Here is a 25,305-nt window from a genome sequence, read left to right as displayed (position 1 = left end):
TACGGAGTCGTGGATTTTTAACGGGTTTCAGGATCTGATAAGAAAATCCATGCCAACAATCAGGACAATGATTAACGGGTCTGAAATCTCCCGTGGACATGTTTAAAGTTGACTTTGTTAAAAATACTTACCGCATTGTTCATTTTGATCAAATGCCGTTTTAATTTTTCAGGTGGCCCCTAACGCTTGTCAAAACGCAGGTTCTTCACGCGCCCGCCTGAGAAAGTCAGCCCGGTAACACTTTGCTGCGCATTTCTGGTAAACTGAACTGTCCCGATGTTGCTTGAAAACCGGTCAGCGCCTGTGGCGTCGGGCGTAAGCACAAGATCTCCGTTTCGCATGTGGTACATTGTAACTTTTCCTCCGGCTACATCCACTTTGTATTCGGTGAAAAACTCAGGACTGTAATAGGTACCGGCCAGCCCTCCAAATGATTGCTTATCAACGGGATATATTTTCACCCGTTTTGCTTTGATATCCTTATACCTAAGCAGATTAAACTCTCCTTTCTGGTCTTTAACAAAAGTCATGGAAGCACCGTAAGCCTCGATCCAGACAGTGGAATCGGATTTGGGTTGAACCGGGAACTTCGGCTCACCGACAGCCTGCACCATCAATGCGCCGTTTTCCAGGGTCACAGCAACGGTCCAGCCGGGACCCAGTTCATAGGTACCCACATACTTCCGGGCGAGTGATGTATTCAGCGCGACGGTAGGCAATTGCCCGACTCCTGCATTCGCCGCGCCTTTTTCATCTTTTTTCCATTTGTCTTTCAGGAAAACTTCGGAGACCTCAGCGGAGAAGCGGGCGATGTTGAAGTCTGCCGCATTGCTGAGCAGGATCAGGGAGAGCTTTTCTTCGGGATAATTCAGCAGAATAGTCCGGTAACCTTGCCAGCCGCCGGTGTGCGAAACTGTTTTTATTCCGCGCTCCTCGTCTCTCGCCAGCCCGAAAGCATAGTCTACCTTTTCGCCATTGTTCAGTTGACCTGGTTTCAGCATGTTCGTATAAACGGGATTTCCCACTGCGATCTGTTTATCAAAATGGATCACCCATTTACCCAGATCTTCGGCCGAGGTAAAGAGCGAGCTGGATCCGTAAGCAGTAAGCGAGCCCGGAACCTTCCGGTAACCGCCCTCACCAGGCGAGTAAGAGTAAGCCAGGTTTTTGACCGGTTTGGTATAATCATCCTGAAACCAGGAGGAGCTCATGTTCAGCGGCTTGAAAATTTGTTCGTCTGTCCACTGACTAAAAGTTTTCCCGCTCGCCTTTGCTACAATGGCTGCGAGCAGATTGTAGCCGGTGTTGGAATAAGAATAACGCTCGCCCGGATTGAAGTCGAGGTCGCGCTGGTATTTGACCATCCGCATGATATCGTCAAAAGAAATCACCTCATCCCAGCGCCAGCCTGCAATTCGGAGTGCCTCCGGCCAATCGCGAATCCCGCTGGTGTGGTGTACCAGGTGCCTGATCGTGATCTTGTGGCCAAAATCAGGTACGTCCGGGAGATACTTGCGGATATCGTCGTCCAGCGAGATTTTACCTTCCTGTACCAAGGTAGAAATGGCCACGCCGGCAAATTGTTTGGAAACAGACGCAATGTCGAAAACAGTACCGGAAGTAATCGGAACCCCATATTCCAGATTGGCCATTCCAAAACCGTTTTTATAAACTACTTCACCATTTTTCACGATTACCACGGAACAACCGGGCCGGTCTGTCTTTTTGAATTGCTCAAATATCCTATCGATTTCGCGGGAAGTATCTTCCTGCTGGGCGCTACTCAAATGCGGCAGTGCGAGCAGCAGCATCAATGAAACGAAAAGGCTGTGCGTTGGTAGAATGGTTTTTTTCATGAATATGGCTAGTAGATCTGCATTTAAGATTCGAGAACAGCAAGCTAATTGTCAGTCGGGATATTATCAAACAAGCTTGTCTGGTGTGATCGGCAGCGCGCGGATACGCTTGCCTGTGGCGTGAAAAACTGCATTGGCAACCGCAGCCGCCACACCCACAATCGCGATTTCACCCAATCCTTTCGCACCAATGGGATTGACGTGCTGATCGGGTTCGTCTATGAAGAATACCTCCATTTGCGGTATATCGGCGTGGACGGGAATGTGGTAAGTTGCAAAGTCGCTGGTCACATACCTGCCAAAGCGGTGGTCCATGACCGAAGCTTCCATGAGCGCCATTCCAATGCCACCTACGAGTCCGCCGATTGCCTGGCTGCGGGCGGTTTTAGGATTGATGATTTTGCCCACGTCAGCACAGGTAACTGCGCGCGTCACCCGCACCTCGCCTGTGAGCGGCTGTACCTGCACTTCAACAAAATGACAGCCGAAAGAATACATCGAATATTTGTCCCGCTCTGCACCGGACCTGGAATCTTCCTGCGCCTCGATCTGCGTCAAATTGTGATGTTCAAGAATTTTCCGGAAAGAAATGGATGTTCCTACTTTGCTCGCTAAAACCAGCTGCCCGTTTTCAAACAAAACTTCATTGAGGCCAATATCCTGAAACGGAGAGGCGGGCATTGTGCCGGCCAGCGATAGTAATTTGGTTTTCAGCGATTCACAAGCGGCATATACCGCCGAACCTACACTCGGAACTGTGGAAGATCCATTCTGTCCAGGCGCATCAGGCAGGTCTGAGCTGCCCAGGTCAAACCTTATCTTGTCGCTGCTGATACCCAGTTGTTCAGACGCAATGCGCGTCATGGCGGTACCTGTACCCGGACCGATGTCCATCGTGGCGCTTTGCACGACCAGCGTACCATCGCGGTTCAAGACTGCTTTCGCCTGCGAAGGGTGCCGGTGAAATCCGTACAAACTCGACGCCATTCCGAAGCCTGTCAGCACGCCTTTGCTTTTCATAGAACCTGGCTCAGGTTTCCGGTTTTTCCAGCCAAATGCATTCGCCGCTGTTTCATAGCATTTCCGGAGCGACTTGGCCGACCAAGGCAGGTTTCTCTCGGGATCAAACTCCGCATAGTTCCGGAGCCTCAGTTCAAGCGGATCAATGCCGAGCGCATAGCTAAGCTCATCAAGCGCCGACTCCAATGCAAACATACCCGTAGCATCTCCGGGGCCGCGCATCCAGGTGGGTGTACTTACATCCAGGTTCAGCAGGCGGTACTTCGTAGCTACATTCGGACAGGCGTACAAGGCGCGGGTTGCCAGAATGGTACGTTCCAGGTGCTCTTCATACTGGGAAGTCTGGCCGGTACCTTCATGTACCATGGCCACCAGCTTTCCGTTTCGCTCGGAGCCGACTGCCAGTTTTTGTACTGTGTAAGGCCGGTAACCGACTGACGTAAACATCTGCTCCCGGCCAAGTACCAGCTTCACGGGACGTTTCAGATACTTCGCCGCCAGCACCGCCGCCACGGTATGCGGCCACACGCGGATACCGGAGCCGAACGCGCCGCCAATGTATTTCGAAACTACCTTTACATGCTCTCTTTTTAATTTAAAAGTCTGCGCAAGGTTCCCTTGAGCAGACTTAACTCCCTGATTTTTATCATAAACAATAAGCTTATCATCGCCCTCCCAAACCGCGACTGTAGCGTGAGGTTCCAGCGGCTGGTGGTGCTGCGTGGGAATGGTGTAAGTGGCTTCGATCTTTACGGCTGCATTGGCAATCGCGCCGGGGTTGCCGCGTTCGTAATCCTTGAAAGGCGAGTTCTGGCTTCTTTGTACATTACCCGGCACTACCGCATTCAATATGTTTGCTTCAAAGTCAGTCGCGTGCTTTTCGGCCTGGTAAGTCACTTTCACCAAAGAAGCTGCGTACTTTGCTTTTTCAGGTGTTTCAGCAACAACCAATGCAACCGGCTGACCGTCAAAGTAGATGTAAGCGTCATGAAAAAGGCGGAAAGCAGTACCTACTGCTGCGCGGCCGGCAGGTTGCACTGCTTTGGGATTTCCGGGTATCTCCGGTGCATTCAGGTGCGTCAATACGGCGAGCACACCGGGGGCATTTTCAGCCTGGCGGGTTTCGATGCCAGTGATTTCCCCTTTGGCAATGGTACTCGTCACCAAAACTGCGTGTGCGAGGTTTTTGAACCTGTATTCAGCTGAATACGTAACTGTACCTGCCACTTTCTCCGGCCCGTCCACCCTATCCAGCGAATCTCTATTCTCCATGATCGTTTGTGCTTTTTATTCGAGTCCGGCAGCATAAAGCAGCGCCTGAACAACTGCATTTGGCGCCATTTTCAGCTTATAATCGTTATGACCAAAAGTGACGGCACCGCGCATACCCAGTTCTGCCGCCTGCCGGAACTCCGCTTCTGAAACCGGCTTACCCACCAAATGCTGCTCTGCTTCAAAAAGCCGCCAGGGCTTGTGCGCCACACCGCCCATGACGAGTCGCGCCGTATTGATCCTGCTATCTTTTATATCTAAAACAGCCGCAACCGACACGATTGCAAAAGCGAAAGAAGCGCGATCGCGTACTTTGAGGTAATGCGCGTGTTTGCCAAAACCATTGTCAGGTATTTCAATGCCCGTAATCAGCTCATTCCTTTCCAGCGTGGTATTGCGCTCCGGCTGGTCGCCCGGTAACCGGTGCAGACTGGTAAATGGAATTTTCCGCTCACCGCCTGTACCCGCAATGGTCACCTCTGCATCAAGTGCCGCCAGCGCCACGCTCATATCACTTGGGTGCACAGCAATGCACGATTGCGTGGCAGTTTCTTTTTCAACACCGAAAATCGCGTGTATCCTGTTAATACCCTCCACAGCAGCACAACCGCTTCCGGGCTGGCGTTTGTTGCAGGGAAATGCAATATCGTAGAAATAAGGACAGCGGGTTTGTTGCAATGCATTACCTCCCACAGTCGCCATATTGCGGAGCTGGCCCGAGGCGCCGGCGTTGAGAGCCTGCGCCAGGAGCGGCTGCTTTGCCAGCACAATCGGATGTGCCGCTACTTCACTGTTCAGTGCAAGTGCGCCGATTTTCAAGCGACCTGACTGATAATTGATCCTTTTCAAAGGCAGGTGATTGATATCCACCAGCTTGTTGGGCGCAACAATGCCCCTTTTCATGAGATCAATGAGATTGGTACCACCTGCGATGAACCGGGCTCCCGGATCAGAGCTGACTGCCCGGATTGCGTCCTGAACTTTCGAGGGACGCAGATATTGGAACACTTTCATACCTGCTTGCTGCTTTTATTGACCTCCATAATTGCGTTCACAATGTTGGGATAAGCACCGCAGCGGCAGAGGTTTCCGCTCATGTATTCTTGAATATCTGCTGCATTGTCCGCCTTTCCCTCACGAATGCAGCTCACACCCGACATAATCTGTCCGGGCGTGCAGTACCCGCATTGAAAACCATCGTGTTTGATAAAAGCCTGCTGTAATGGGTGCAGCGTGCCATTTTTAGCCAGACTTTCAATGGTATGTACCTTTTTGCCCTGCTGCATAATTGCGAAAGACAGGCAAGCAAGTGTTCTTTGTCCGTCTACATGCACGGTACACGCGCCACATTGTCCGAAGTCGCAGCCTTTTTTCGTGCCGGTCAATGCAAGCTGCTCGCGCAGTAAGTCCAGCAAAGTAGTTCTCGGATCAATGGCGAGCCGGTGCTTGGTACCATTGACAGTAAGGGACATTTGGATTGTTTCTGTATTTTCAAAAACTTCAGGTGCACCCTCAGCAGCTGCAAAAGGCACAGGCAGGAACGAGAGCCCGGCTATTGCGACAGATTGTTTGAGAAAAAAGCGGCGCTCTCCGCTGAAATCAGCTTCGTTTTCCAGCTCTCCGCCGCAAACTAATTTTTCATTACTCATCAGAATCCAGGTTCATAGTTCCAAAAAGGAAAGACCAACCGCTTACCGGATTACTCCAATGAAGTACTGAATCTTCTGCACTGGCCGGGCGGTCAGCGCTTTACCTCAATAAAAACAGCAGGTAACGTTTTTCCATAATCACACAGCAATGATTAGTGTATGCCGAGAATAGCGTTGCCGGGGAGATTTTCCTGGCCGCAGGGAACCGTATAGTTCACATTAACATTATAATTTTGCAGTTCAATCACGAACCAACATTGAGAAAGCATTTAAGAAAGCACATGCGCATGGCGCGTTATGTGATTTATAAGGAAACCCTGGTCGATTTCAAAGACCATTTCTGGACATTTCTGGGATCTTTCAGCGGTATCGCGCTGATCGGTTTTTTCAACAATAATATGTTTACCGCTTCCGACAGCGTGTTCCTGATCGGCTCCTTCGGTGCGTCCTCTGTTTTGATTTACGGCATTGTCAACAGTCCGCTCGCACAGCCTCGAAATGTGATCGGCGGCCACCTGATCTGTGCATTGGTGGGTGTTACGGTGCACAAGCTGATTCCGGGAAACATCTGGCTGGCGTCTGCATTCGCAGTATCGATCTCGATTGTGTTCATGCAGATTACCCGCACATTGCACCCGCCCGGCGGAGCTACTGCATTAATCGCGAACATTGGCTCAGAAAAAATTACGGCACTTGGCTATAAATATGTCCTCAGCCCGGTTCTTACGGGTGTGCTGATCCTGCTGCTGGTGGCCATTTTTGTCAATAATATGGCACCGAACCGCCATTATCCCAAAAACAAACATTGGTACAAAATCTGGAAACGGAGGTACCGGTGACCATCCCTGCTATGAAACTAAGTGCATACCAAAACAAGAAAGTCCGCCGCGTATCCGCAGTTATCCTCGCAGCCGCAGTAACCGGCCTGCTGTCCGCGCTCGTTGCCGACACCCTGAAAGTAATCACAGAACACTACGAAGAACTTTTCCTCGAAAGCATTGTCCACAACAAAGCGCTGATCCTGGTCCTGCCTTTTGCTGGCCTGGCGATGATCTATGTACTGCGGCGGTTTTTGTTTCGTAACAAAACCAACAAGGGTATTAAAGAAGTAATGGACACGATCAACAAGGATGCGCACATGTTGCCGGCTTACAAGATCCCGTCCCATTATTTCAATGGATTTCTCACGGTTATCTTTGGCGGGTCTACCGGAATTGAAGTGTCCACAGTAGTGTCCACAGCGGCGATCGGCGCATTGTCTTCCAGAAAAGCGGGCTTTCTGAAAAAGTACCGAACTGACCTGATCTGCGCCGGGCTGGCAGCGGGGCTAACTGCCCTTTTCAATGCGCCATTCGCAGGTTTTCTGTTTGCATACGAAGTTTTTACAAAAAGAAGAAGCAAGCTGCACCACGTGAGCGTGGCCACCGCAATACTCACAGCCTGGCTGCTGACGCACTTCTGGTTTTACAAGCCGCTGTTTGATTTCAAGATCAGCGGCTGGCAATTGAAGGCAATACCTTATATGCTGCTGCTGGCCGTACTGGCGGGATTCAGCGCAGCCTACCTGACCAAATGCGTACTTCTGGGCAAAAAGCTTTTTGCCTCCATCCAGCACGATATGCTGCGGATCGTGCTCGGCTCGCTGGTGATTTCCACCCTTATTTTCCTTTTTCCGAGCCTTTACGGCGAAGGATATTCGGGAATAAAACACGCGCTTGCTGCCGCGCCCCAAAGCTCGCTTGCATTCTTATTACCACTGCTGATCGTGCTGCTGCTAAAACCGGTGGCCACTTCGGTCACATTGGGCGCCGGCGGCGATGGTGGCGTTTTCGCCCCAAGCCTGTTCATAGGCGCATTCCTGGGACTGCTGGTCTGCAATGCATTGAACCACTATTTCGGGCTCGGCTTGATCCCTGTCAATTTTGTAGTAATCGGAATGGCGGCAGTACTTAGCGGCAGCATTCACGCACCTTTTACCGCCATTTTCCTGGCCTGCGCCATTTCGGAAAGCTATGTACTGTTCGTCCCGATCGTAGTGGCTTGCCTGGTCGCACGCTGGGTCGCGGCGCGTTTGCTCCCCTACTCTGTATACACTTACCAGCCCGGACTAAACATCAGCAAGTAATTTTTGAGGCCCATTCAGCAAGGATTTGCGCTCCACGGCACAATTTTTATCTAAACCTGCGCCAACCAAACAGCGACAGGAAATGGATTTTATTGAAATACTTGGATTAGTAGCGGGGATATGCACTTCCTCTGCGGTACTGCCGCAGCTGATCACGACCATCAAAAAGAAAAAGGCGAATGAAGTCTCGACCATGATGTTCATTGTGATGCTCACTGGTAATGCATTGTGGATCTACTACGGGGCGGACAAAAAGGATATCCCCATTATCGCTACCAATGCATTTACGATCATCCTGAACGTGATCATGCTGTTCCTGAAATACAAGTACAAGGATGCGGAAAAATGAGAAAGAGCCTACACGACCTTCCGGTTTGCCGAAAGTTCGAAGAGCCTGGCCGACAGCTCACGGTGATCTTTGATGTTGAGTTTCCGAAAAATGGAAGATTTACAGATACTTACCCGCCCCGGCGTGATGTTGAAGCGGCGTGCGATCTCGGTTACCCGGAGCCCCCGGGACAATTCCCTCGCGATCTCAAACTCCTTGGCAGTCAGCGGGAATTCTTCGGATTTCAGGTTTAAGGTTATATCTGAACCGGGCATAAAGTGCCACAGTATTTTTTGTACGGCTTCCTGGCAGATATACGGCTGTCCGCTTGAAACGGTCTCCACACACCGTACCAGCTCTAAAAGGTTGGTTTCTTTGAAAACGAAGCCTGCTGCGCCTTTATATAGATATTCAAGTCCCGTGCGAAACTCTGAACTGTCGCAAAAAACGACCAGCTGTTTCGGGTCAATGAAATATTCTTTTTGTAGCTTATCAAAAATTCCCGGGAACGCAGATCGCGGATTAACGGAAAGGATAAAGATATCCGCAGGCGCCTGCCGTGCCGGCTTTTGACCTGGATACCATATTTCTGCTGTGGCGGGTTTGTCTGTACTCAGGCTTTTTTCCAGAAAAGCCTTTAATCCCCTGGCTGTCACCGGGTGATCTTCAAAAATCAAAATTTCCACTTTGTCAATCATAAATAACCACTACTCAACATCCGTGCCGAGGTGTAAGACCAGTTCGACGAAAGTAGTCCCGTTACCATACGCGTGTCATTGATGTTTATCACTAGTTTTTGTTAGCAAATCGATTTTTCTACAAGACCGGCCCCACTACCTGCACATTCATGAGTTCATGCAGCGTATGTGTGAAGGCTGTATCTCCGGCCTTTGAGCCCCAGATTCACATCACACACACAATAGTACTTAAATAGGTACATGGTCATTCCCGAAGAAGTTCCATGAAATCTGTCCGCTTAAGCATTTTTTACGCTTGTTTGCAGGAAAACTAATACGTACCCCAACATTTACGGCCAAAGGATGATATTAGATTATCATTCTGTTAAATTCCCGTTGCGAAGCAGGCGGGCAAATGCGCCGCTTGCTCATTACCGTGCGACTCCGGCCTTACTTTTCCTCTTTGCATGATGCGTGCTGCGGGCCACCTGCTTATTTTTGTGCTCACATTTTCGACTTTCACGATCATCGAGTATGGAACCTATTAAAATTGCGACTGCCCAGTTTGAAAACAAGAGCGGCGACAAAGCCTATAACCTGGGTGTGATCCGCAAGCTGTCGCAGCAAGCTGCCGAAAAAGGCGCAAACGCCATTGCTTTTCATGAATGCTCCGTTACGGGCTACACTTTCGCTCGGAAGCTCTCGCGGGAGCAGATGCTGGAACTTTCTGAACCGATTCCTGACGGCCCGAGTATTACCGAGCTCACGTCCATTGCCCGCGACAACAACATCGCAGTGCTTGCGGGATTGTTTGAAAAGGACGAAGAAGGAAATCTGTTTAAAGCCTACGTGTGTGTGGACCAGAATGGGCTGGTGGCTAAGTTCCGCAAACTTCATCCATTCATCAATTCGCACCTGACACCTGGAAATGAATATGTTGTGTTCGACTTATTAGGTTGGAAATGCGGCATTTTGATCTGCTATGACAATAATGTGATTGAAAATGTGCGCGCTACCAAATTGCTCGGGGCAGATATCATCTTTATGCCGCATGTGACGATGTGTACGCCTTCGACGCGTCCGGGCGCGGGCTTCGTAGATCCGGCTTTGTGGCACAACCGCGCCGCCGATCCTACCTCGCTGCGTCAGGAATTTGACAGTCTGAAAGGCAGGGCGTGGCTTATGAAATGGTTGCCTGCCCGTGCTTACGACAATGCGATCTATGCTGTGTTCTCCAACCCGATCGGAATGGACGATGACCAGCTGAAAAATGGTTGCTCCATGATCCTAGATCCATTTGGCGACATTATTGCCGAATGCCGCGAGCTTGACGACGCGATCGCCATTGCAACATTGACACCCGAAAAACTCGACCAAGCCGGCGGCTCCCGCTACCTGAAAGCACGCCGTCCGGAGCTCTATGCGGACGTTATCGGACAGTCTCACGTTTCCGAGCAGAAGGTGGTTTGGCTGTAAAATGAAAATGCTCCGGAAGCGCAGACTGTCTTTCCGGAGCATTCTTTTTGATGAAATCCATTCAATTCAAATCCGAAGAATATAATCGTGGCGGGTACCCGAAGACTGGGACAGCTCTCGGAAAAACTCGAAGTTTTGTTTGGTAAGTACCCTGATCGAAGACGCATTCTCCGGACTTACAATCGCGATCAATTCCCGCACGGTCCCTAGTTCCGTTGCATAATCAATCATGGTGCGCGTAATTTCCGAAGCATAACCTTTTCCCCAGAATTCGGGAAACAATGCGTATCCGACCTCTGTCAGGTTTGATTCAAACGGGACAATCTTGGCTAATCCTACAAATGCAGCGCCATTCTTTTCAGCCACCGCCAGAAAGCCAAACTCGTCCAGGCCGCAATCTGCATCCAGTGCCACCTGAAAACGCGCTTTTGCCAGGTCCTCATCCAGCCCGGCGCCTGTGATGTACGCCATTACATCCTGGCGGGAAACCAGCCGGAAATAATCATCAAAGTCCGCAGGTGTGAATTTTTTGTAAGTCAACCTTTCAGATTCCAGACGTACCATTTCTATTTCGTCAGTTTTGTCATATTCTTTCTAATCACCTCGCGGTCTGCATTGGAAGCGACCAGTTCGAGTGCCTTTTGAAAATGGGCCAGAGCTTTGCTGTTATCCAGATCCGTGTAAAGATGCCCGAGGAGAGAATAGTAGAAGTGGCTGCCAGTGAGCCCAAGCTTTTCTGCCTCCGCGATCGCCTGCTCCTTGCTTCTTGCTTTCGAGACTGCAAATGTACGGTTTAATGCAGCTACGGGCGAATATTCGAGTATCAGCAAGTTATTGTAAAGTTCCAGGATACTCTCCCATTTCCGGGTCGTATCTTCTTTTTGAGTATGCCAAAATGCAATTCCGGCTTCCAGATGATACCTGGATACTTCATCTCCCGTCGACGCTTTGATCAGAAAATCCGTCCCCAGACTGATCAGCTCCTGATCCCAAAGTGTCTCGTCCTGATCTTCGTACAAAATCATTTCACCATTATCCCCGACACGCGCATCGAAGCGGGATGCATGGAAACACATGAGCGACAGCAGCGCATTGACAGCAGGCTTGTTAGTAACGGGGCTACTGAGCAGCAGCGAGACAAGCCGCATTGCCTCGGTACACAGATCCTTCCGGAGCACGGTATCCTGACTTTCCGAATAATAACCTTCCGAAAATAGCAGGTACAAAGTCTTGAGTACCGGATCAAGGCGACTGTTGATCTCTGACAAAGTAGGCTGTTCAATGCGGATCCGGGCCTCTTTCAGCTTCTCCTTGGCGCGGTTGAGCCTCTTGTACACCACTGTTTTGTTCGTCAAAAAAGCATCTGCTATTTCCTGCACGCCGAAACCGCAGAGCAGGCTCAATGCGAGCGAGACCTGCGATTCTGTGGAAATAACCGGGTTACAAACCGCAAAGATCATCGCCAGCTGGCTGTCTGAGATGTTCTTACCCGAAAGATCTATATCGATCTCTTCTGAAATTTCGGTGGTATACCTGATTTCGGGCGCCAGCTTTTTCTCGAACAAGCTATTTCGTTTGAGATAATTTTTGGTCTTGTTCTTCGCAACTGCATAAAGCCAGCCCGTAGGATTATCGGGAACACCATGAATACTCCAGTGCTCAGTAGCTGCCAGAAATGTGTCACTCACAATATCCTCCGCAATTTCAACATGCTCAATCCCAAACAAATAACAAAGCACCCCAACAATGTTGCGATACTCTGTGCGGAAGAGGTGTGGGAGCATGGAGTAATTTTGAATGAGTGAATGATTGAATGATTGAATGAGCCGCTGTGGAACGGCGAATTAGTGAATGAATGAGTGATTTGGGGGAAACGGAATTTAATGCAATGAACTTCAATCTCATAGACTCATAAACTCTAAACTTCCATCCTCCCCTTCCTCCATCCCCCTTTCCTCCCATTAACCAACCGCCATTCTGACCTCCACTGACGCTCCCCATTCAAGGATCGGGCAGCCTTTGGCTATTTCTACCGCTTCCTCATAATCCTCGGCGCGGATCAGGAACAGGCCGCCGATTGATTCTTTGATTTCGGCGTACGGTCCGTTCGTAACGGTGCTGTTTTTGGTCACTACGCGGCCGTCGAGGTCCCAGCGTTTTGGAGGGGCTACGAGCTTGTTCTGGGCGGCTATGCTGCCGATCCAATCCTGGAAAGGCTTGATTGCAGCTTGCATTTGTTCGGGCGAGGGACTCGCATCCTTGCTTTTCAGGTCACGATGGATTGCGATCAGGAATTCGTTCATCTTGGTTTCTATTTTGAAATTTTAAATGATCTGGGTTGTTTAAACAGCTGCAAAGAAATGCATTTCTCAACCGAACTGGCCGACCTGATAACTACCCGGCGTGCTCGGAAATGCGATGTTAATACGATTCCAGGTGTTGATGTTCGTCACTACCATCGTCAGGTCAATGAGTTCCTCGTCTGAAAACTGCTGTTTCACTTCGGCATAAAGCGTATCGGGTACCTCGCACTTGGTAACCGCTTCTGCCCAGGCGAAAGCGGCCCTCTCCCTTTCGGTATAATAAGGCGCTTCACGCCACGCGCTCAAACCATAAAGCCGCTGCTCGGTCTCCCCTTTTGCGCGCGCATCCTTGTAATGCATATCCAGGCAGTATGCGCACTGGTTAATCTGCGACACCCGGAATACCACCAGCTCCCGCAAAGGCAGCTCAATCGCCGACTTATGCAGGTAACCGCCCACTCCGAAAAGCACCTTCGCCGCATTTTTTCCTTTTTCCTGAAAATCTAATCTTGGTTCCATTTGTAAAGTTTTAAATGTTTAAAAACCAATGACAACTGAAAATCCAGGATTAGACAAGTCTGGAAAATAATACTGAAATTACCGGCTTACGGCAAAATCTCAGCAACAATGCGTACAGTAACCATAACCCCAATCAAAACGGCATTAGATTACCAGAATGCACTCAAACGCATTGATGAGCTACTTTCGCTGGCTCCGCCCCCTTATTCTGAATTGGATGATGAGCTGGATGTCATCAGCACGCTGGTGCATGCTTATGAACAAACGCACAATCCAATACCATATCCGGATCCAATCGACGCAATCAAATATCTGATGAAAGAAAATGGCTGGAAGAATAAAGATTTGGAACAGTTTATAGGTCCCAAGTCAAGAGTATCTGAGATACTTAACCGGAAGCGGTACTTTACCTTACAGCAAATCCACAACCTTCACAAGCATCTCGGATTGCCTCTGGAAATCTTTATTAATGACAAAATGCCGAGCGCAGCATAGTCAGAAAAAAGCGCAAAAAAACAGCAGGCAGAAAACCTGTCTGCTGTCCGCACTACTTAAACAGAATATAATGTGATTATGGGTTCTGGATCAGGTTTTTGTTCTGATCGATTTCATTCTGAGGAATGAAAAACACGACCCGGGCATCGGTAGGCTGAATGGTCTGCCTTACATCCGTGGTCGGCGTATTGTTCTGTGCGTGGGTGCCGGGATAGTTACGCACCATCGGGCGCCCGTTGCGGAACAGGTCGTAGATCCGGTGACCTTCAAACGCAAGTTCCAGAAAGCGCTCTTCCAAAACCACGTCGAGGATAGTCTTACCGGCAGCGGCCACATTCGCAGTCGTGTGCAATGCGCTTCCCGACAGCCCGGCACGTGTGCGGATCAGGTTCACGTCGGCTAGTGCAGCAGCAGTATTGCCCAGCTTCGCATTCGCCTCTGCACGCACCAGGTAAATATCTGCCAGACGCAGGTACACCGGCGAGGATGCATTGATCACATTATCCTGCAAAGTGTATTTATTGATATAATACATCGGCGTGGCGGGCGTCAGTTTGGTGTTGGTCTGCAACTTCCCATTGAGCACATAAGGCGTAATGAACGATTTTCTCAGATCCTCAGGATGTTGAGAAAGAAAGTCGACATACTTTTGAGAAGCATACAACTCGGCCCAGCCACTCACACCCTGCGCGAGCGGAGTACCCGAACGATCGGAGCTGATGTACATACTGCTGATCTCAGCGATCTGCACGCTCGTGTGGCGCACTGCAAAGATCGTCTCCGTGTTATTTTCAGGAACAACTTTAAAATAGCTCGGGTAATTGGACGAAGAAAGCAAGGAATACCTGCCACTTTCAATCACCAGGTTCGCATATTTTAATGCATTTGCATTGTCGCCTTTAAACAGGTATACCTTCGAAAGCAATGCATAAGCCACTTCCTTTGACGCGTAAATATTCGACTTTTTCACCGTCATCAGATCAGCCGCAGCCAGCAAGTCGCTGATCACGAAATCGTATACTTCCTTCACCGAAGACCTCGGCAACTTCGTGGCTTCTTCATCGCTCAGGCCGTCGCGCAGAATGGGGATGCCCGGATTATTTCCATTCTCCTGTGGATAAGGTCTTCCAAACATCCGCACCATATTGAAATGCGCCATCGCACGGAGGTACAGATTTTCACCTTTCAGCTGCTTCAACTCTGTCGAAGCGTCGTTCGAAACAAAGCCGATCACCTTGTTAGTCGCTGCAATGATCTTATAGCATTGACTCCAGTAATTGGTCGCGTGCGTCGACGTGTTGATATGGGTATACCGGTACACGCGCGTAAAATCATTTCCGGAGATCTGCCCTTGTGCGATTTCGTCGCTTGGGTACTCCATCATAATATGGCCGCTGTATACGTAATTGGATTTATTTAAAAATGCATAAGTCCCGATGGTTACAGTCTGCACGTCCGATTCGTTTGTCAGCGCAGTTGTTTCATCGATGTTGGTGGTAGGATCAAAATATTGTTCGCAGGATAGCATCGACACCACTCCAAGTGCCAATAACAGTTTTGATTTTATAAATTTCATATCTGCTGAATTTTACAATGTGAAATTGACACCGAAGAGCAGCTTGCGGCTGATCGGGTATTTAATGCTGGAATTTCCCGGGGTATCTTCAAATGAGAAAGAAGCCTCAGGGTCCGGGCCGGTGAACTTGGTGCCTGTCCAAAGGTTATCCGCGCTCACGAAAATGTTGGCACGCGCAAATCCGATCCGTTTGATCGCGTCCACCGGAATGTTGTAGCCCAGCCGCACGTTCCGCAGGCGGATATAGCTTCCGTCTTCCAGGTACCGCGTCGAAGATTGGTTGGAATCCTTGTTACCGCCCACAATGGGCTTCGGGTGCGTCGCAACGTCGCCCGGCTTTTCCCAGCGCGACCAGTCTTTTGCCAGTATCATCTGGTTGTAGCTTTCATACAAACCATCATTGTCAAAATACGCGCGGCTTTCATTATAAACCCAGTTGCCGTACACGAAGTTGAAGAATGCAGACAATGTAAATCCTTTGTAGCCCAATGTATTGGTCAAACCGCCCGTAAATTTCGGGTTGGACGATTTACCTGTAAACTGGCGGGACTGCGCGGTTTGCACGGAGCTGTATGAATTGGTCAGTTCTTTCGTCACATTCCCATTCGCATCTGTTACGATCTTCTCCCATTGCGGGTCGCCGTTTTCAGGATTTACACCCGCCCAAACCGGTAAATTGAACTCGCCCATATCGTGGCCGGCTGCAAGCGGCAAGCGGTTACCCGGACGGAATGTCGCCGCACCACCGCTCAGTTCGAGGATCTTGTTGCGGTTAAACGCCATATTGAAGTTGGTTTCCCAGGTAAGCTCTTTTCCGCTCAGGTTATTGGAAGTCAGACTGAGCTCTACGCCCCTGTTGCGCACAGATCCTGCATTGACCCAGACATAGCTGTAACCCGTCGTCGCGGTGAGCGGTTTCTGGTAAAGCAGGTCTTCGGATTTTTTGTTGTAAAGATCAACGGTCAGGTCAATGCGGTTAAACAGACTGATATCAAACCCAAGGTTGGAAGCGCGGATTTTCTCCCAGGTCAGGTCGGGGTTACCCTTCTGAAATGGCTGCGCACCCGGGATACCCGCATAGCTGGCTGATTGAGAAATCGTGTACAATCCGAGCGATGCGAAATTCGGGATAGCTGCATTACCTACTGTTCCGTGGCTCAGGCGCAGTTTTGCGAACGAAAGTACCTTGTTGTTTTTGAGAAAATTCTCATTGCTTAAAACCCAGGAAGCGCCCAGCTGGAAGAAGTTGGCTGTGGAATTGTTTTTACCAAACAAAGAAGAAAACTCATTCACCAGCGACCCTACCAGGAAGTAGCGGTTGTCATAATTGTAATCGGCCTGGCCCAAAAACTTACGGAATGCAATCTGCTCATTGAAGCTGGTCGGCGAGACGAGGATGTCCGTTGCGACTGATAGTACATCCTGTCCCGCGGGAAGTCCTTTGCCCGAAGTCGTATTCTCCTCCCTGAATGTTGTTTCGGCTTCCGCTACGCCCAGCAAAGTCAGGCTGTGTTTGCCGAATTCCTCCGAATAACGGACCCGGTTAGACGTCAGCAAACGGTAGTTGTTGTAATTACTGTTATAAAGCTCGCCGCCATTCGCGCCGCCTTGTTTGGTACGGCGGTCGTAGTAAGTAGCGCCGGAGCCATTTCCGAAGTTGGCCCTGTTGTAGCTCGACAGTGTGATCTTGTCAGTCAGGTCATAATCCAGGTTTATGTCCAGGCTCGTTCTCAGGCTTTTTGCATTCGCGAAATTGTATTGAATGGAATGCAGAAAGTTCTCCCGGTCGCGACCGAGCCAGTTCGGGTAAGAGCGACCATCAGTCGGCGCGCCGTTTTCGTAGGCCGGATCAAATGGAAGGTTTGTGTATGCATCGTACAAGGTATTACTGTTCTGGTAATTATCCCTCGTATACTGTGCATTGAAAAGCACTGCGGCAGTCAGCTTGTTGGTTAGCTGCGACCGCAGGTTTGTCCGGAAATTATATCCTGTTTTATCATTCTCAATCACCGTTCCCTGCTCTTTATAATAGTTGCCGGAAACGTAGAAAGTAGTTTTATCCGAACCGCCGGAAATGGAAACGTTGTGGTTATTGACAAATGCGGTACGGAATGCTTCATTCCACCAGTTTGTGTTCCGCTGCAAAACAGACGGGTCGCGTGGGTTAAAAGTGCTTTGGAAATCGTACAGCTCCTGCGAATCCATCAGGCGGAAGTTACCTGTCGTGGCTTTGGCCCAGCCGAATGTATTATTGAAATTGATCTCTGTCTTGCCCGCCTTACCCATTTTGGTATTCACGATGATAACCCCGTTTGCAGCGCGTGAACCGTACAAACCGGTAGCTGCTACGTCTTTCAGAACGGTTACATTCTCCACATCCACCGGGTTATAGCTACCGTCAATGTTCCCGTCGACCACGTAGAGCGGCGAGCTGTTTGCGGAAATGGTACCCGCACCGCGGATCACAATCCTGGCCGGAGCAGTCGGATCGCCCGAGTTCGTGGAAACCACCACGCCCGGCGCTTTACCCTGCAACAGGTTCGGGAGTTCATTGGAAGTGACGTCACGCAGTTTCTGACTGCTGATCGTAGATACCGAGCTCGACAGGTACCTTACCTTCTTGGCTGAATAGCCCACAACCACCACTTCATCGAGCCCCTTTGCGTCCGATTCGAGGACGATATCAAGGTTCGTAGCTCCTTCTACCACCACTTCTCTGGTTGTGTAGCCGATGAAGCTGAAAGTAAGTGTGGTACCGGGATTGGTAAGATTAATGCTGAATGCGCCGTCAATATCGGTCGTGGTACCTTTGTTGGTGCCTTTTTCAACTATGCTGACTCCGGGTAGAGCCTCGCCTTCGGCGGAAACTACTTTTCCCGTTACCGTATACTCGGCGCGTTTTGATGTTGCTGCTGTCAGCTCATTGCTGTGCAGGCCGGGGTTTGCAGCTCCGGCAGGTTCCAGTCCCATGTACAGCGACAATGCTGCAATGACAGGGATCCTGAATAGGTTTTTGTATCGATCGTTCATAACCGAAATGGGTTGGTAAGCGTGAAGCTTTTAAGAGTTTAGTTTTATAACAGGTGCATGAATCCCGAAACGGGCACAAGTGGGGCAGACTTCAGTTTGTTCATCTGGCTTTCTCCATAGGCAGCAGGTTTAATTTTGGATTATTGAACTAGTAACCGCAGGTAATGTAATTAAATTTTAAGTATCTCCCTTTTAGTAAAATATTATTTCGACTTTCTTCCAAAGACTTCTATTTTAGTTACTATTGAAAATGCCAGAAATACAAAAAGTGTGCACGTGCACACTTTTTGTATAAAGCCGGTATAAAGATTGTCCTACTTATAGTCGAGCCAGGTAGTTGCCCCACAATCGGCATCGGTCCTGAACCGGACCCAGCGGGAGGCAAACTCATTCGGGAAGTCAAAGTGGAGCGTTTCGCCAGGTTTCACGGCAAAGGTTTTATACTCCATCCACGGCCAGTTGCCAACCGGATCTGCTTCGAGGGTGAATGTAACTGTCGTCTTTGCATCATGAGAAAGAGACAACTTCTTCTTATCGTAAAAGCTGATCAGATAAGGATCGGAAGCTTCACCGGCTTTCACCTTTGTGTTTTTCCAGGGACCGCCGTGTCCCGTTGGCTTGCCCAATTTCCAGAGATCGTCGATCGCCCCTGCCCAAACTGACGCTTTTTTGTCGTCTGAAACAATAATATGGCTGTTCTTGGAAGCTTTGTCTGCATCAAGACCGGTCATTACCAGCAAGCCGCGGTAAGAAGCGTAATCGTTGATGCGGAAGTTATGCGAAGCAACGGGGCGGATTTTGGCATAACCATCTGCATTCTCAGCCGGCAGCTCATAGAATGTCCCGTGGCAGTTGAAGAGGTCACGCTCGGTAGCTACCTCCCGACAGATCCGCAATGCGCCTTCGTTTGTTAATCCCGTAAAAGCGTCGTTACCCAGCGGCAACCGCCAGCGTCTCCCCTTATCATCCACCACGAGCACCGAAGATTCTTCGATAGTTACCACTTTTTGCGGGATAGCAAATTTGGTTTTTACAAAATCCAATGTTTTCGCATCGTCTTTTCGCACCAGCTTCATGTCTGCATCCAGCTCATAATAACCCGTTTCTTTTGCCGTGCTTCCGCTGTAATCCATGGCGGCCAATGCGAGCGAACGACGGTTTTCGCCCAGTCCATAGATCAGGCCACCGGTGGTTTTTGCCTTGGAAGCCAGGGTAAGTCCGTTGAAAATGGTGTCGGGCGTAGCGGAACGTTTGTCACTGGCCGAATAGTAAAAATGCGCCGTGACATTCGTGGCATTTGCTGCTTTTAGCCGGATCCACTCGCCTGTTTCTGCATTGGTGAAATCAATGCGTCTGGCGCTTTTTGCGGGAATGGAAATAGATTTCAATGCAGACCAGGTACCCTTTCCATTTTGATCAACTTCCATGGCAAAACTCACTTCACTAGCTCCGTTATTTTGCACCCAAACCGACCGGTGGGGCCAGCCTGCAAACAAAAATGGTTCGGACACTTCACCTGCTTTTACATTTTCATTTAACCAAACAGAACCTTCGGCTGTATTCGGACCAAGCTTATCGGGTTGATCCAACGAAGTAAACCACAAGTTGGAGTTGGATTGTCCCGGACCTTCGATGCCGCCTTTCGCTTTTCTTTTGTTCAAAAATTCGCGTTGTGCCGAATCGTCGCAGCCGAAAACCAGCTGATCGTTCCAGCGCGTATAATCGCCGATCACCTTCAAATAAGCTGAGCGCGGACGTATTCCCGTTGCATTTTTGGATGTGAATGCACCCGGAAACTGCCAGAACATGCCATGCATGGTCATCAGGTAATCGGGTTTCGCAGCAGTTCCCACGTCCCGAATGCGCGGCCACTCGGTGTTCCAGCCGTGCGCGCCATCGTAAGCGTGACTTGCTTTTGGCAATCTGCAAAAGCTCCATTTTCCATTGTCCCGCACGCCCAGCAATACCGACTTATGGTCCCAGCCGGTCGCCCAGATCGGGTCTGTTTTGGCATTTTTGTTTCCGTAAATACCGCCGGGGCCGGTTACTTCCACAAACTGGTTGCGGCGCACCACTTTCCAGTCTTTTCCGTCCCATTCAGCCAGCACACCTGACTCGATATCGAAATCAATCTCGGCGCGCTTCCCCGGCTCCCCGTTATTGGAATAAACCACCACCCCCTGGCCCGAGTAAAAACCTTTTCCATGCGTTCCGGGAAGCAAGCCTTTAAACTGGTAAGTAGCTTTGTCGGCTGCCTTTGCCCGGTCTACATTCCCATCTTCGTAAAGCATTGTCGGTTTCAATGAGGCGACATCTACTTCATAAACACCTTCCTCCATTGTCCCGTACAGGATTTTGTTTTTGGGGTCGGTCAAATGTCTTGCATTGCCCGTGTGCCGGCCGGGCATTGCTTTGTACGGTATCACGCGCACATTCGCCTTTTCGTCAATCGCATAAGGCCCGATAAAAAGCTGTTTGCTTTCGTTGTGGATCATGCGGTTGGCGGGAGTTCCGCCAATGCTGCCCGGGAATACGGATTGTTTCAGGTCTGTGCTGATCTCGTATAATTTATCAGAAGAACCAAACGGCAAATGCGGACCGTAAGTAATCACCCAAAGCTTGCCTGCCCAGGGCACAACTGCACCGGTACCACACTCACCCTCATTGTTATACATCGCCAGATGCGGGTAAATCCCGCTAAATGACGGTTTGCCTTTGAACTGCGCTTTCACATCAAAGCCACACAGAACCAGCCAACCCAGCAGCAGGGTCAGGAGCGAATATCTTTTCATTAAAACAATCATTAAGCTTATCAGGAATTAGAAAAAAAGTAAAATCAGTAACCCGGGTTTTGCGTGACATTGGTATTTACCCTTCGTTCAACTGCCGGGATTGGCCAGAGATACTGGCGGCTCTTGTCGAAATTCCGCTGTGCCAGCACTTTTACGTCGGCACCAAATACGGAGTAATCGGCAATGCCGTCTTCGTCGAGCGGCGTCACACCAGGGAAAGGCCATTTGGCGCGGTTCTGTGCGGCCGGATCGGGCAAGCCGATCACAGGGCGGGTCAGTACTTTCTCGGCCAACTTCCAGCGGATCAGGTCCATGTAGCGCAAACCTTCGCGCGGAAATTCCACACGTCGCTCCCGCCGAACCAGCTGCCTGAGTACATTTGCATTGGTGGCAGTAATCGCCGGATACGATTTGGTTTCTTCCACACTCACCCCATAAGCCCGCGCCCGCACCTGGTTGATTGCATTCAAAACAGTGGCATCGATTTCGCCAAGCTCGATTTTCGCCTCCGCGTAAGTCAGCAATACTTCGGCATAGCGGACAATGATCGCGTCATTATCTTCTACCAGCCGGTCAGGCCAGGTTTGATCAATTCCTTTTCTCCATAAAAACCCTGTGAAACTGGCGAATGCAGCCACTGCGCGGGTATCCTTGTTGGGTACTTTCCTGTTTTCCTTGGAACTGAAAACCTGCAAAGAGTCCGGGTGTGGCGTGTAGTTGTAGCCCAGCCACTGCGTGTTGAACTCGACTACCGTAGCTGTGAGGCGCGGATCACGGTTTTTAAATGGCGCTTTCGGATCGTAGAGCGGCGATTCGTCGATCGGTTTTCCGTCAATGCATTCATAAGCGTCGACCATATCCCGGGTCGGCAGCTGCGCCCCGAAACCGCCTGCATTCCTCGAAATATTATCCTGCACATAACCCGCACCTCCGAAAACCTGCTGCTTTTCATCCCGGGGAATACTGATGATCAGCTCCCGGCTCATTTCACCTGCTCTGGTAAAAAGTGGCGCATAAGAAGGATGAAGCTCATAACCGGCCCCTGACTCCATGATCGCCTTTGCCGCGTCCCGCGCAATTGCCCATTTGCTCATATACAATGCAGTTCGCGACTTAATGGCAAGCGCGGCGCCTTTTGTGAGCCGCTTTGTCTCCGCAGCCGCATAGGTTACCGGCAGGTTTTGGGCCGCAAAATCAAGTTCTGAGAAAACGAATGCCAGAATCTCATCTTTGTTTGTCCGCTGCACTGTGTAAGATTCTTCCAGCACCAGCGGCTCGGTCAGCAGGGGCACGTCGCCGAAATGGGTGATCAGCCTGGCATATTGGTAAGCGCGGATCAGGCGCATTTCAGCTTCCAGCCTGAGCATGATCGAAGCCGGCGTGTTGGCAGCGGCACGGTCCTTGTTTGAAATAAACGAGTTCACACGTGCGATGGCTTTGTATGAATTGAGCCAGAAAGTCTGCACGGCGGCATCGTCGGCATTCATCGTGCCGCCGATTACCGCATTGATCAGCTGGCCGCGGTGCCACTCATTGTCGCTGAAAAGCTCATTGTCATTTGACCAGAATGCCGTGCGGTACAGATCATTTACCGCCAGTTCCAGCTCTGTCTGGTTGGAGTAAAAAGTACCTGTGGAAGCTTCGGATAAAGGATTCAGGTCAAGCGTGTGACAGCCCGATAGAGCCGCCCCCAGGAGAAAAGTAAATGCTATTTTTTTCATAACGTAAATGCGGGTTGGGTTTAGAATCGAATGGTTGCGCCTGCCATGAGCGTGGTGACGATCGGGTAAGAGTAGCTGGCCGATTCGGGATCGAGGTACTTGGGAAATTTGCTGAGCGAGAAAACATCATTGGCGGATATATAAAACCGCAAACTCTGTACGCCCGCTTTCTTGATCAGGTCCTGCGGCAAAGTATAGCCCAGCGTGAAGTTCTTCACCCGGAAATACCCGCCATTGATCAGCCAGTAATCCGAAAGCGTATAATTAGCTGCATTGGAAGTGCGCGACAGTCGAGGGTAAGTAGCCCGCAGGTTTTGTTCGGGAGAATTGTTGGCACTCCAGAACTTACCCACCATATCCGCCGGCATATTGCCAAAGGCTTCGGCAAAAGGCTGTACTGCGTCGTTGTTCAGGCGGGACAACTTTTTAGCAACACCCTGAAAACTCACCCCGAAATCGAATCCGCTAAAATCGGCACGCAGGTTACCTCCGTATAAATAACGCGGCAAGGCGCCTCCAAGCAGTACTTTATCGTCGGTCGTGATCTTTCCGTCTTTATTCACATCCACATACCTGACGTCGCCCGGCTTGGTGGTTACATTCAAGACCGGCGCACCGGTAATTTCATCCGGCGTCTGGAAAAGTCCGTTGGAGAGGTATCCAAACCATTCGTTGTACTCGCTGCCATTCCGGATGATCTGGTCGCCGCGAAACTCCGTGCCTTTCAGGTCGCCGACAGTTGATTTGGCGTCGGATAGATTGGCGGCTACCGAGTAGCCCACTTTGCCAATGCGATCGCGCCAGGCTGCCTCTAACTCCCAGCCGCGCACGTTCAAGGTACCTGCATTCTGGTTCGGTTTGTCGAAACCGAGATAAAGGGGAATGTCGAGCGGAAGCAGGATGTCGGTCGTTGTTTTCTTATAATAATCTGCTGCAATGGTAAGCCTGTCATTCAGGAAAGCCGCGTCCAGGCCAAAATCAATGGTACGGCTCGTTTCCCAAGAGATGTTTTCAACAGCATAAACCTGCTGTGCACCGCCGGTCAGCGGAACTACACTGCCATTTTGATAAAACAAGGCAGTACTGAAATCAATCGTGGCCAGGTAGGGATAGTAAGCAGGGTTATTGTCTTTGTCGAGCAGCCGCTCATTGCCTGCCTCGCCCCAGGAGCCTCTCAGTTTCAGGAACGAGAGCCAGGTATTGCCCTTCATGAAATTCTCCTCGGAGATTGTCCAGCCCGCAGAAACCGACGGATATACCGCTTTACGGTAAGCAGCCGCGAACCTCGATGAAAGATCCGAGCGCAGGTTTCCCTGCAGAAAATACTTGCTCTTATAGTTGTACTGCACTCTTCCAAAAAACGAATGCAGGCCCGACTCGTTGGCACTCCCCGCATTGTCGCGCAACTCGGTGGAACCCGAATTCAGGTAAGGAAAATCAGTCAACGCAAAGCCGCTTCTTGACGCGCTTAATGTTTCCAGGGAGCGGTAATTTTCTTCAAAACCTGCCAGAATATCGATCGTATGTGCGCCATTGATCTCTTTCACATAATTGGCAAGCAGCTGTCCATTGATGCTCACAGCTTCTGAGCGCCCTTCCGTGAGCACAGTGCGCGCCTGGTTCACAATCGTACTTGGTGTACCGTCGGGATTGGTGTAGCGGATCTGTTTAGAGAAATATTTATTTTTATCCAGATCAAAAACAGGCGCTACCAATGCAGTTACCGTCAATCCATCGACCGGTTTGTAGTTAAATGAAATCCGGCCGCCGATCTGGTTGTAAAGTGAGCGCGTAAAGCCCCCGTTGCGGAGCTTGGCCAGCGGGTTTCTTCCGTCTTTCCCAAATGCCAGCCTGCCATCGGAATACACGTCGTCGTAAATCGGAGGCATTACCCGCCCCTCATAGATCGGGTTGAAATCGCTGTTGGGAAGCTCGTTCGCATTGCCCTGGTTGTTTGTTCTTTTATAAAAAACATCCAGGTTCACACCGATCTTATCATTCACCTGCAAATCATTATTGACCCGAAACAGGTAGCGATCGTAAGAACGGTTGTCGTAGAATGCGCCTGAACTGGTATAGCCCAGTGAAGCTTTGGTCTTGATCTTGCCCGTGCCCATTGTAAACACCAGGTCGTGGCGCTGGCGCGGCGCATTTCTTCTGGTAACCAATGCGCGCTGCCAGTCTGTATTCGGGAACTCGTCGGGGTTGACGCGGTTGCTGTCCAGGTACGAATCGATGAAAGCCTGCCCAAATGGGCCGGTACTCGCGCCATCGTTCGTGGTTTGCTCATTAAAATATCGCATATAATCCTGCACGCCCACATATTCCGGCATAGCAGTAGCCCGCTGCACGCCATACTCGTAGGTATATTCCAGACTACCCTGCCCATTCTTAGCACGTTTGGTAGTAACAAGAATCACCCCGGCTGCACCTCTCGACCCGTAAATAGCCGCAGAAGCCGCGTCT

General features: G+C 50.2%; 19 protein-coding genes. 5 read left to right on the top strand and 14 right to left on the bottom strand.

Annotated elements, in window-relative coordinates; translation table 11 throughout:
• Window positions 1-179: 179 nt before the first annotated feature.
• The 4 genes from Q369_RS0109125 to Q369_RS0109110 all read right to left on the bottom strand — a co-directional run bounded on the left by Q369_RS0109125 (window position 180) and on the right by Q369_RS0109110 (window position 5,797).
• Window positions 180-1,856: a serine hydrolase domain-containing protein gene (locus Q369_RS0109125; protein ID WP_035333188.1), complete on the bottom strand. Its 1,677-nt coding sequence runs from the start codon at window positions 1,854-1,856 to the stop codon at window positions 180-182.
• Between the two features lie 66 nt (window positions 1,857-1,922).
• Window positions 1,923-4,148 carry a xanthine dehydrogenase family protein molybdopterin-binding subunit gene (locus tag Q369_RS0109120; RefSeq protein WP_031527496.1) on the bottom strand — a complete coding sequence of 742 codons (2,226 nt, stop codon included), beginning with the start codon at window positions 4,146-4,148 and terminating at the stop codon, window positions 1,923-1,925.
• A 15-nt stretch (window positions 4,149-4,163) separates the two neighbouring features.
• Window positions 4,164-5,162 carry an FAD binding domain-containing protein gene (locus tag Q369_RS0109115; RefSeq protein ID WP_031527495.1) on the bottom strand — a complete coding sequence of 333 codons (999 nt, stop codon included), beginning with the start codon at window positions 5,160-5,162 and terminating at the stop codon, window positions 4,164-4,166.
• Window positions 5,159-5,797: a (2Fe-2S)-binding protein gene (locus Q369_RS0109110; RefSeq protein ID WP_031527494.1), complete on the bottom strand. Its 639-nt coding sequence runs from the start codon at window positions 5,795-5,797 to the stop codon at window positions 5,159-5,161. Before Q369_RS0109110 ends, Q369_RS0109115 begins: the two co-directional genes overlap by 4 nt.
• 257 nt (window positions 5,798-6,054) lie before the next feature.
• On the opposite strand from Q369_RS0109110, the gene Q369_RS0109105 reads away from it, so the two are divergent.
• The 3 genes from Q369_RS0109105 (at window position 6,055) to Q369_RS0109095 (ending at window position 8,271) form a co-directional block, all read left to right on the top strand.
• Complete coding sequence (locus tag Q369_RS0109105) at window positions 6,055-6,636, top strand: HPP family protein (RefSeq protein ID WP_374754347.1); 582 nt, start codon at window positions 6,055-6,057, stop codon at window positions 6,634-6,636.
• Window positions 6,603-7,922, top strand: coding sequence for a chloride channel protein (locus Q369_RS0109100; RefSeq protein ID WP_229206780.1), 1,320 nt, complete (start codon window positions 6,603-6,605; stop codon window positions 7,920-7,922). Before Q369_RS0109105 ends, Q369_RS0109100 begins: the two co-directional genes overlap by 34 nt.
• Window positions 7,923-8,004: 82 nt before the next feature.
• Entirely contained in the window at window positions 8,005-8,271 is a 267-nt protein-coding gene (locus tag Q369_RS0109095; RefSeq protein WP_031527491.1) for an SWEET family sugar transporter, read from the top strand.
• Window positions 8,272-8,279: 8 nt separating this feature from the next.
• On the opposite strand, the gene Q369_RS0109090 is transcribed toward Q369_RS0109095, so the two are convergent.
• On the bottom strand, window positions 8,280-8,948 hold the full coding sequence (locus tag Q369_RS0109090) for a response regulator transcription factor (protein WP_031527490.1): 669 nt from the start codon (window positions 8,946-8,948) through the stop codon (window positions 8,280-8,282).
• Between the two features lie 513 nt (window positions 8,949-9,461).
• On the opposite strand from Q369_RS0109090, the gene Q369_RS0109080 reads away from it, so the two are divergent.
• Window positions 9,462-10,403: a nitrilase family protein gene (locus Q369_RS0109080; protein ID WP_031527489.1), complete on the top strand. Its 942-nt coding sequence runs from the start codon at window positions 9,462-9,464 to the stop codon at window positions 10,401-10,403.
• 66 nt (window positions 10,404-10,469) lie between these two features.
• Here the strand turns inward: Q369_RS0109080 and Q369_RS0109075 are convergent, their stop codons facing one another.
• The 4 genes from Q369_RS0109075 to Q369_RS0109060 all read right to left on the bottom strand — a co-directional run bounded on the left by Q369_RS0109075 (window position 10,470) and on the right by Q369_RS0109060 (window position 13,225).
• Window positions 10,470-10,967 (bottom strand): GNAT family N-acetyltransferase, encoded by a 498-nt coding sequence (locus Q369_RS0109075; protein ID WP_031527488.1) that lies wholly within the window; start codon window positions 10,965-10,967, stop codon window positions 10,470-10,472.
• A gap of 2 nt (window positions 10,968-10,969) precedes the next feature.
• The gene (locus Q369_RS0109070; RefSeq protein WP_205624309.1) at window positions 10,970-12,187 is read right to left on the bottom strand and encodes an RNA polymerase sigma factor; all 1,218 of its coding nucleotides are present in this window, start codon (window positions 12,185-12,187) and stop codon (window positions 10,970-10,972) included.
• A 177-nt stretch (window positions 12,188-12,364) separates the two neighbouring features.
• On the bottom strand, window positions 12,365-12,706 hold the full coding sequence (locus tag Q369_RS0109065) for a YciI family protein (protein WP_031527486.1): 342 nt from the start codon (window positions 12,704-12,706) through the stop codon (window positions 12,365-12,367).
• Window positions 12,707-12,772: 66 nt separating this feature from the next.
• On the bottom strand, window positions 12,773-13,225 hold the full coding sequence (locus tag Q369_RS0109060) for a carboxymuconolactone decarboxylase family protein (protein ID WP_031527485.1): 453 nt from the start codon (window positions 13,223-13,225) through the stop codon (window positions 12,773-12,775).
• A 108-nt stretch (window positions 13,226-13,333) separates the two neighbouring features.
• On the opposite strand from Q369_RS0109060, the gene Q369_RS0109055 reads away from it, so the two are divergent.
• Window positions 13,334-13,720, top strand: a complete 387-nt coding sequence (locus tag Q369_RS0109055; RefSeq protein WP_031527484.1) for a helix-turn-helix domain-containing protein — start codon at window positions 13,334-13,336, stop codon at window positions 13,718-13,720.
• A 76-nt stretch (window positions 13,721-13,796) separates the two neighbouring features.
• Here Q369_RS0109055 and Q369_RS0109050 read toward each other — a convergent pair whose 3' ends face one another.
• From Q369_RS0109050 to Q369_RS27595, 5 genes are all read right to left on the bottom strand, one after another.
• On the bottom strand, window positions 13,797-15,296 hold the full coding sequence (locus Q369_RS0109050) for a RagB/SusD family nutrient uptake outer membrane protein (RefSeq protein ID WP_031527483.1): 1,500 nt from the start codon (window positions 15,294-15,296) through the stop codon (window positions 13,797-13,799).
• Between the two features lie 12 nt (window positions 15,297-15,308).
• Window positions 15,309-18,326, bottom strand: coding sequence for a SusC/RagA family TonB-linked outer membrane protein (locus Q369_RS0109045; RefSeq protein ID WP_051663986.1), 3,018 nt, complete (start codon window positions 18,324-18,326; stop codon window positions 15,309-15,311).
• Window positions 18,327-18,640: 314 nt separating this feature from the next.
• Window positions 18,641-21,118, bottom strand: a complete 2,478-nt coding sequence (locus Q369_RS0109040; RefSeq protein WP_031527481.1) for a hypothetical protein — start codon at window positions 21,116-21,118, stop codon at window positions 18,641-18,643.
• A 44-nt stretch (window positions 21,119-21,162) separates the two neighbouring features.
• Window positions 21,163-22,839, bottom strand: coding sequence for a RagB/SusD family nutrient uptake outer membrane protein (locus Q369_RS0109035; RefSeq protein WP_031527480.1), 1,677 nt, complete (start codon window positions 22,837-22,839; stop codon window positions 21,163-21,165).
• Window positions 22,840-22,859: 20 nt separating this feature from the next.
• A complete protein-coding gene (locus Q369_RS27595) occupies window positions 22,860-25,286 on the bottom strand; it encodes a SusC/RagA family TonB-linked outer membrane protein (RefSeq protein ID WP_310588982.1) in 2,427 nt (808 codons plus the stop codon).
• Between the last annotated feature and the right edge of the window lie 19 nt (window positions 25,287-25,305).

Source organism: Dyadobacter crusticola DSM 16708 (assembly GCF_000701505.1).
Lineage (GTDB): Bacteria > Bacteroidota > Bacteroidia > Cytophagales > Spirosomataceae > Dyadobacter > Dyadobacter crusticola.
This window is presented reverse-complemented; position numbering and strand designations above follow the sequence as displayed.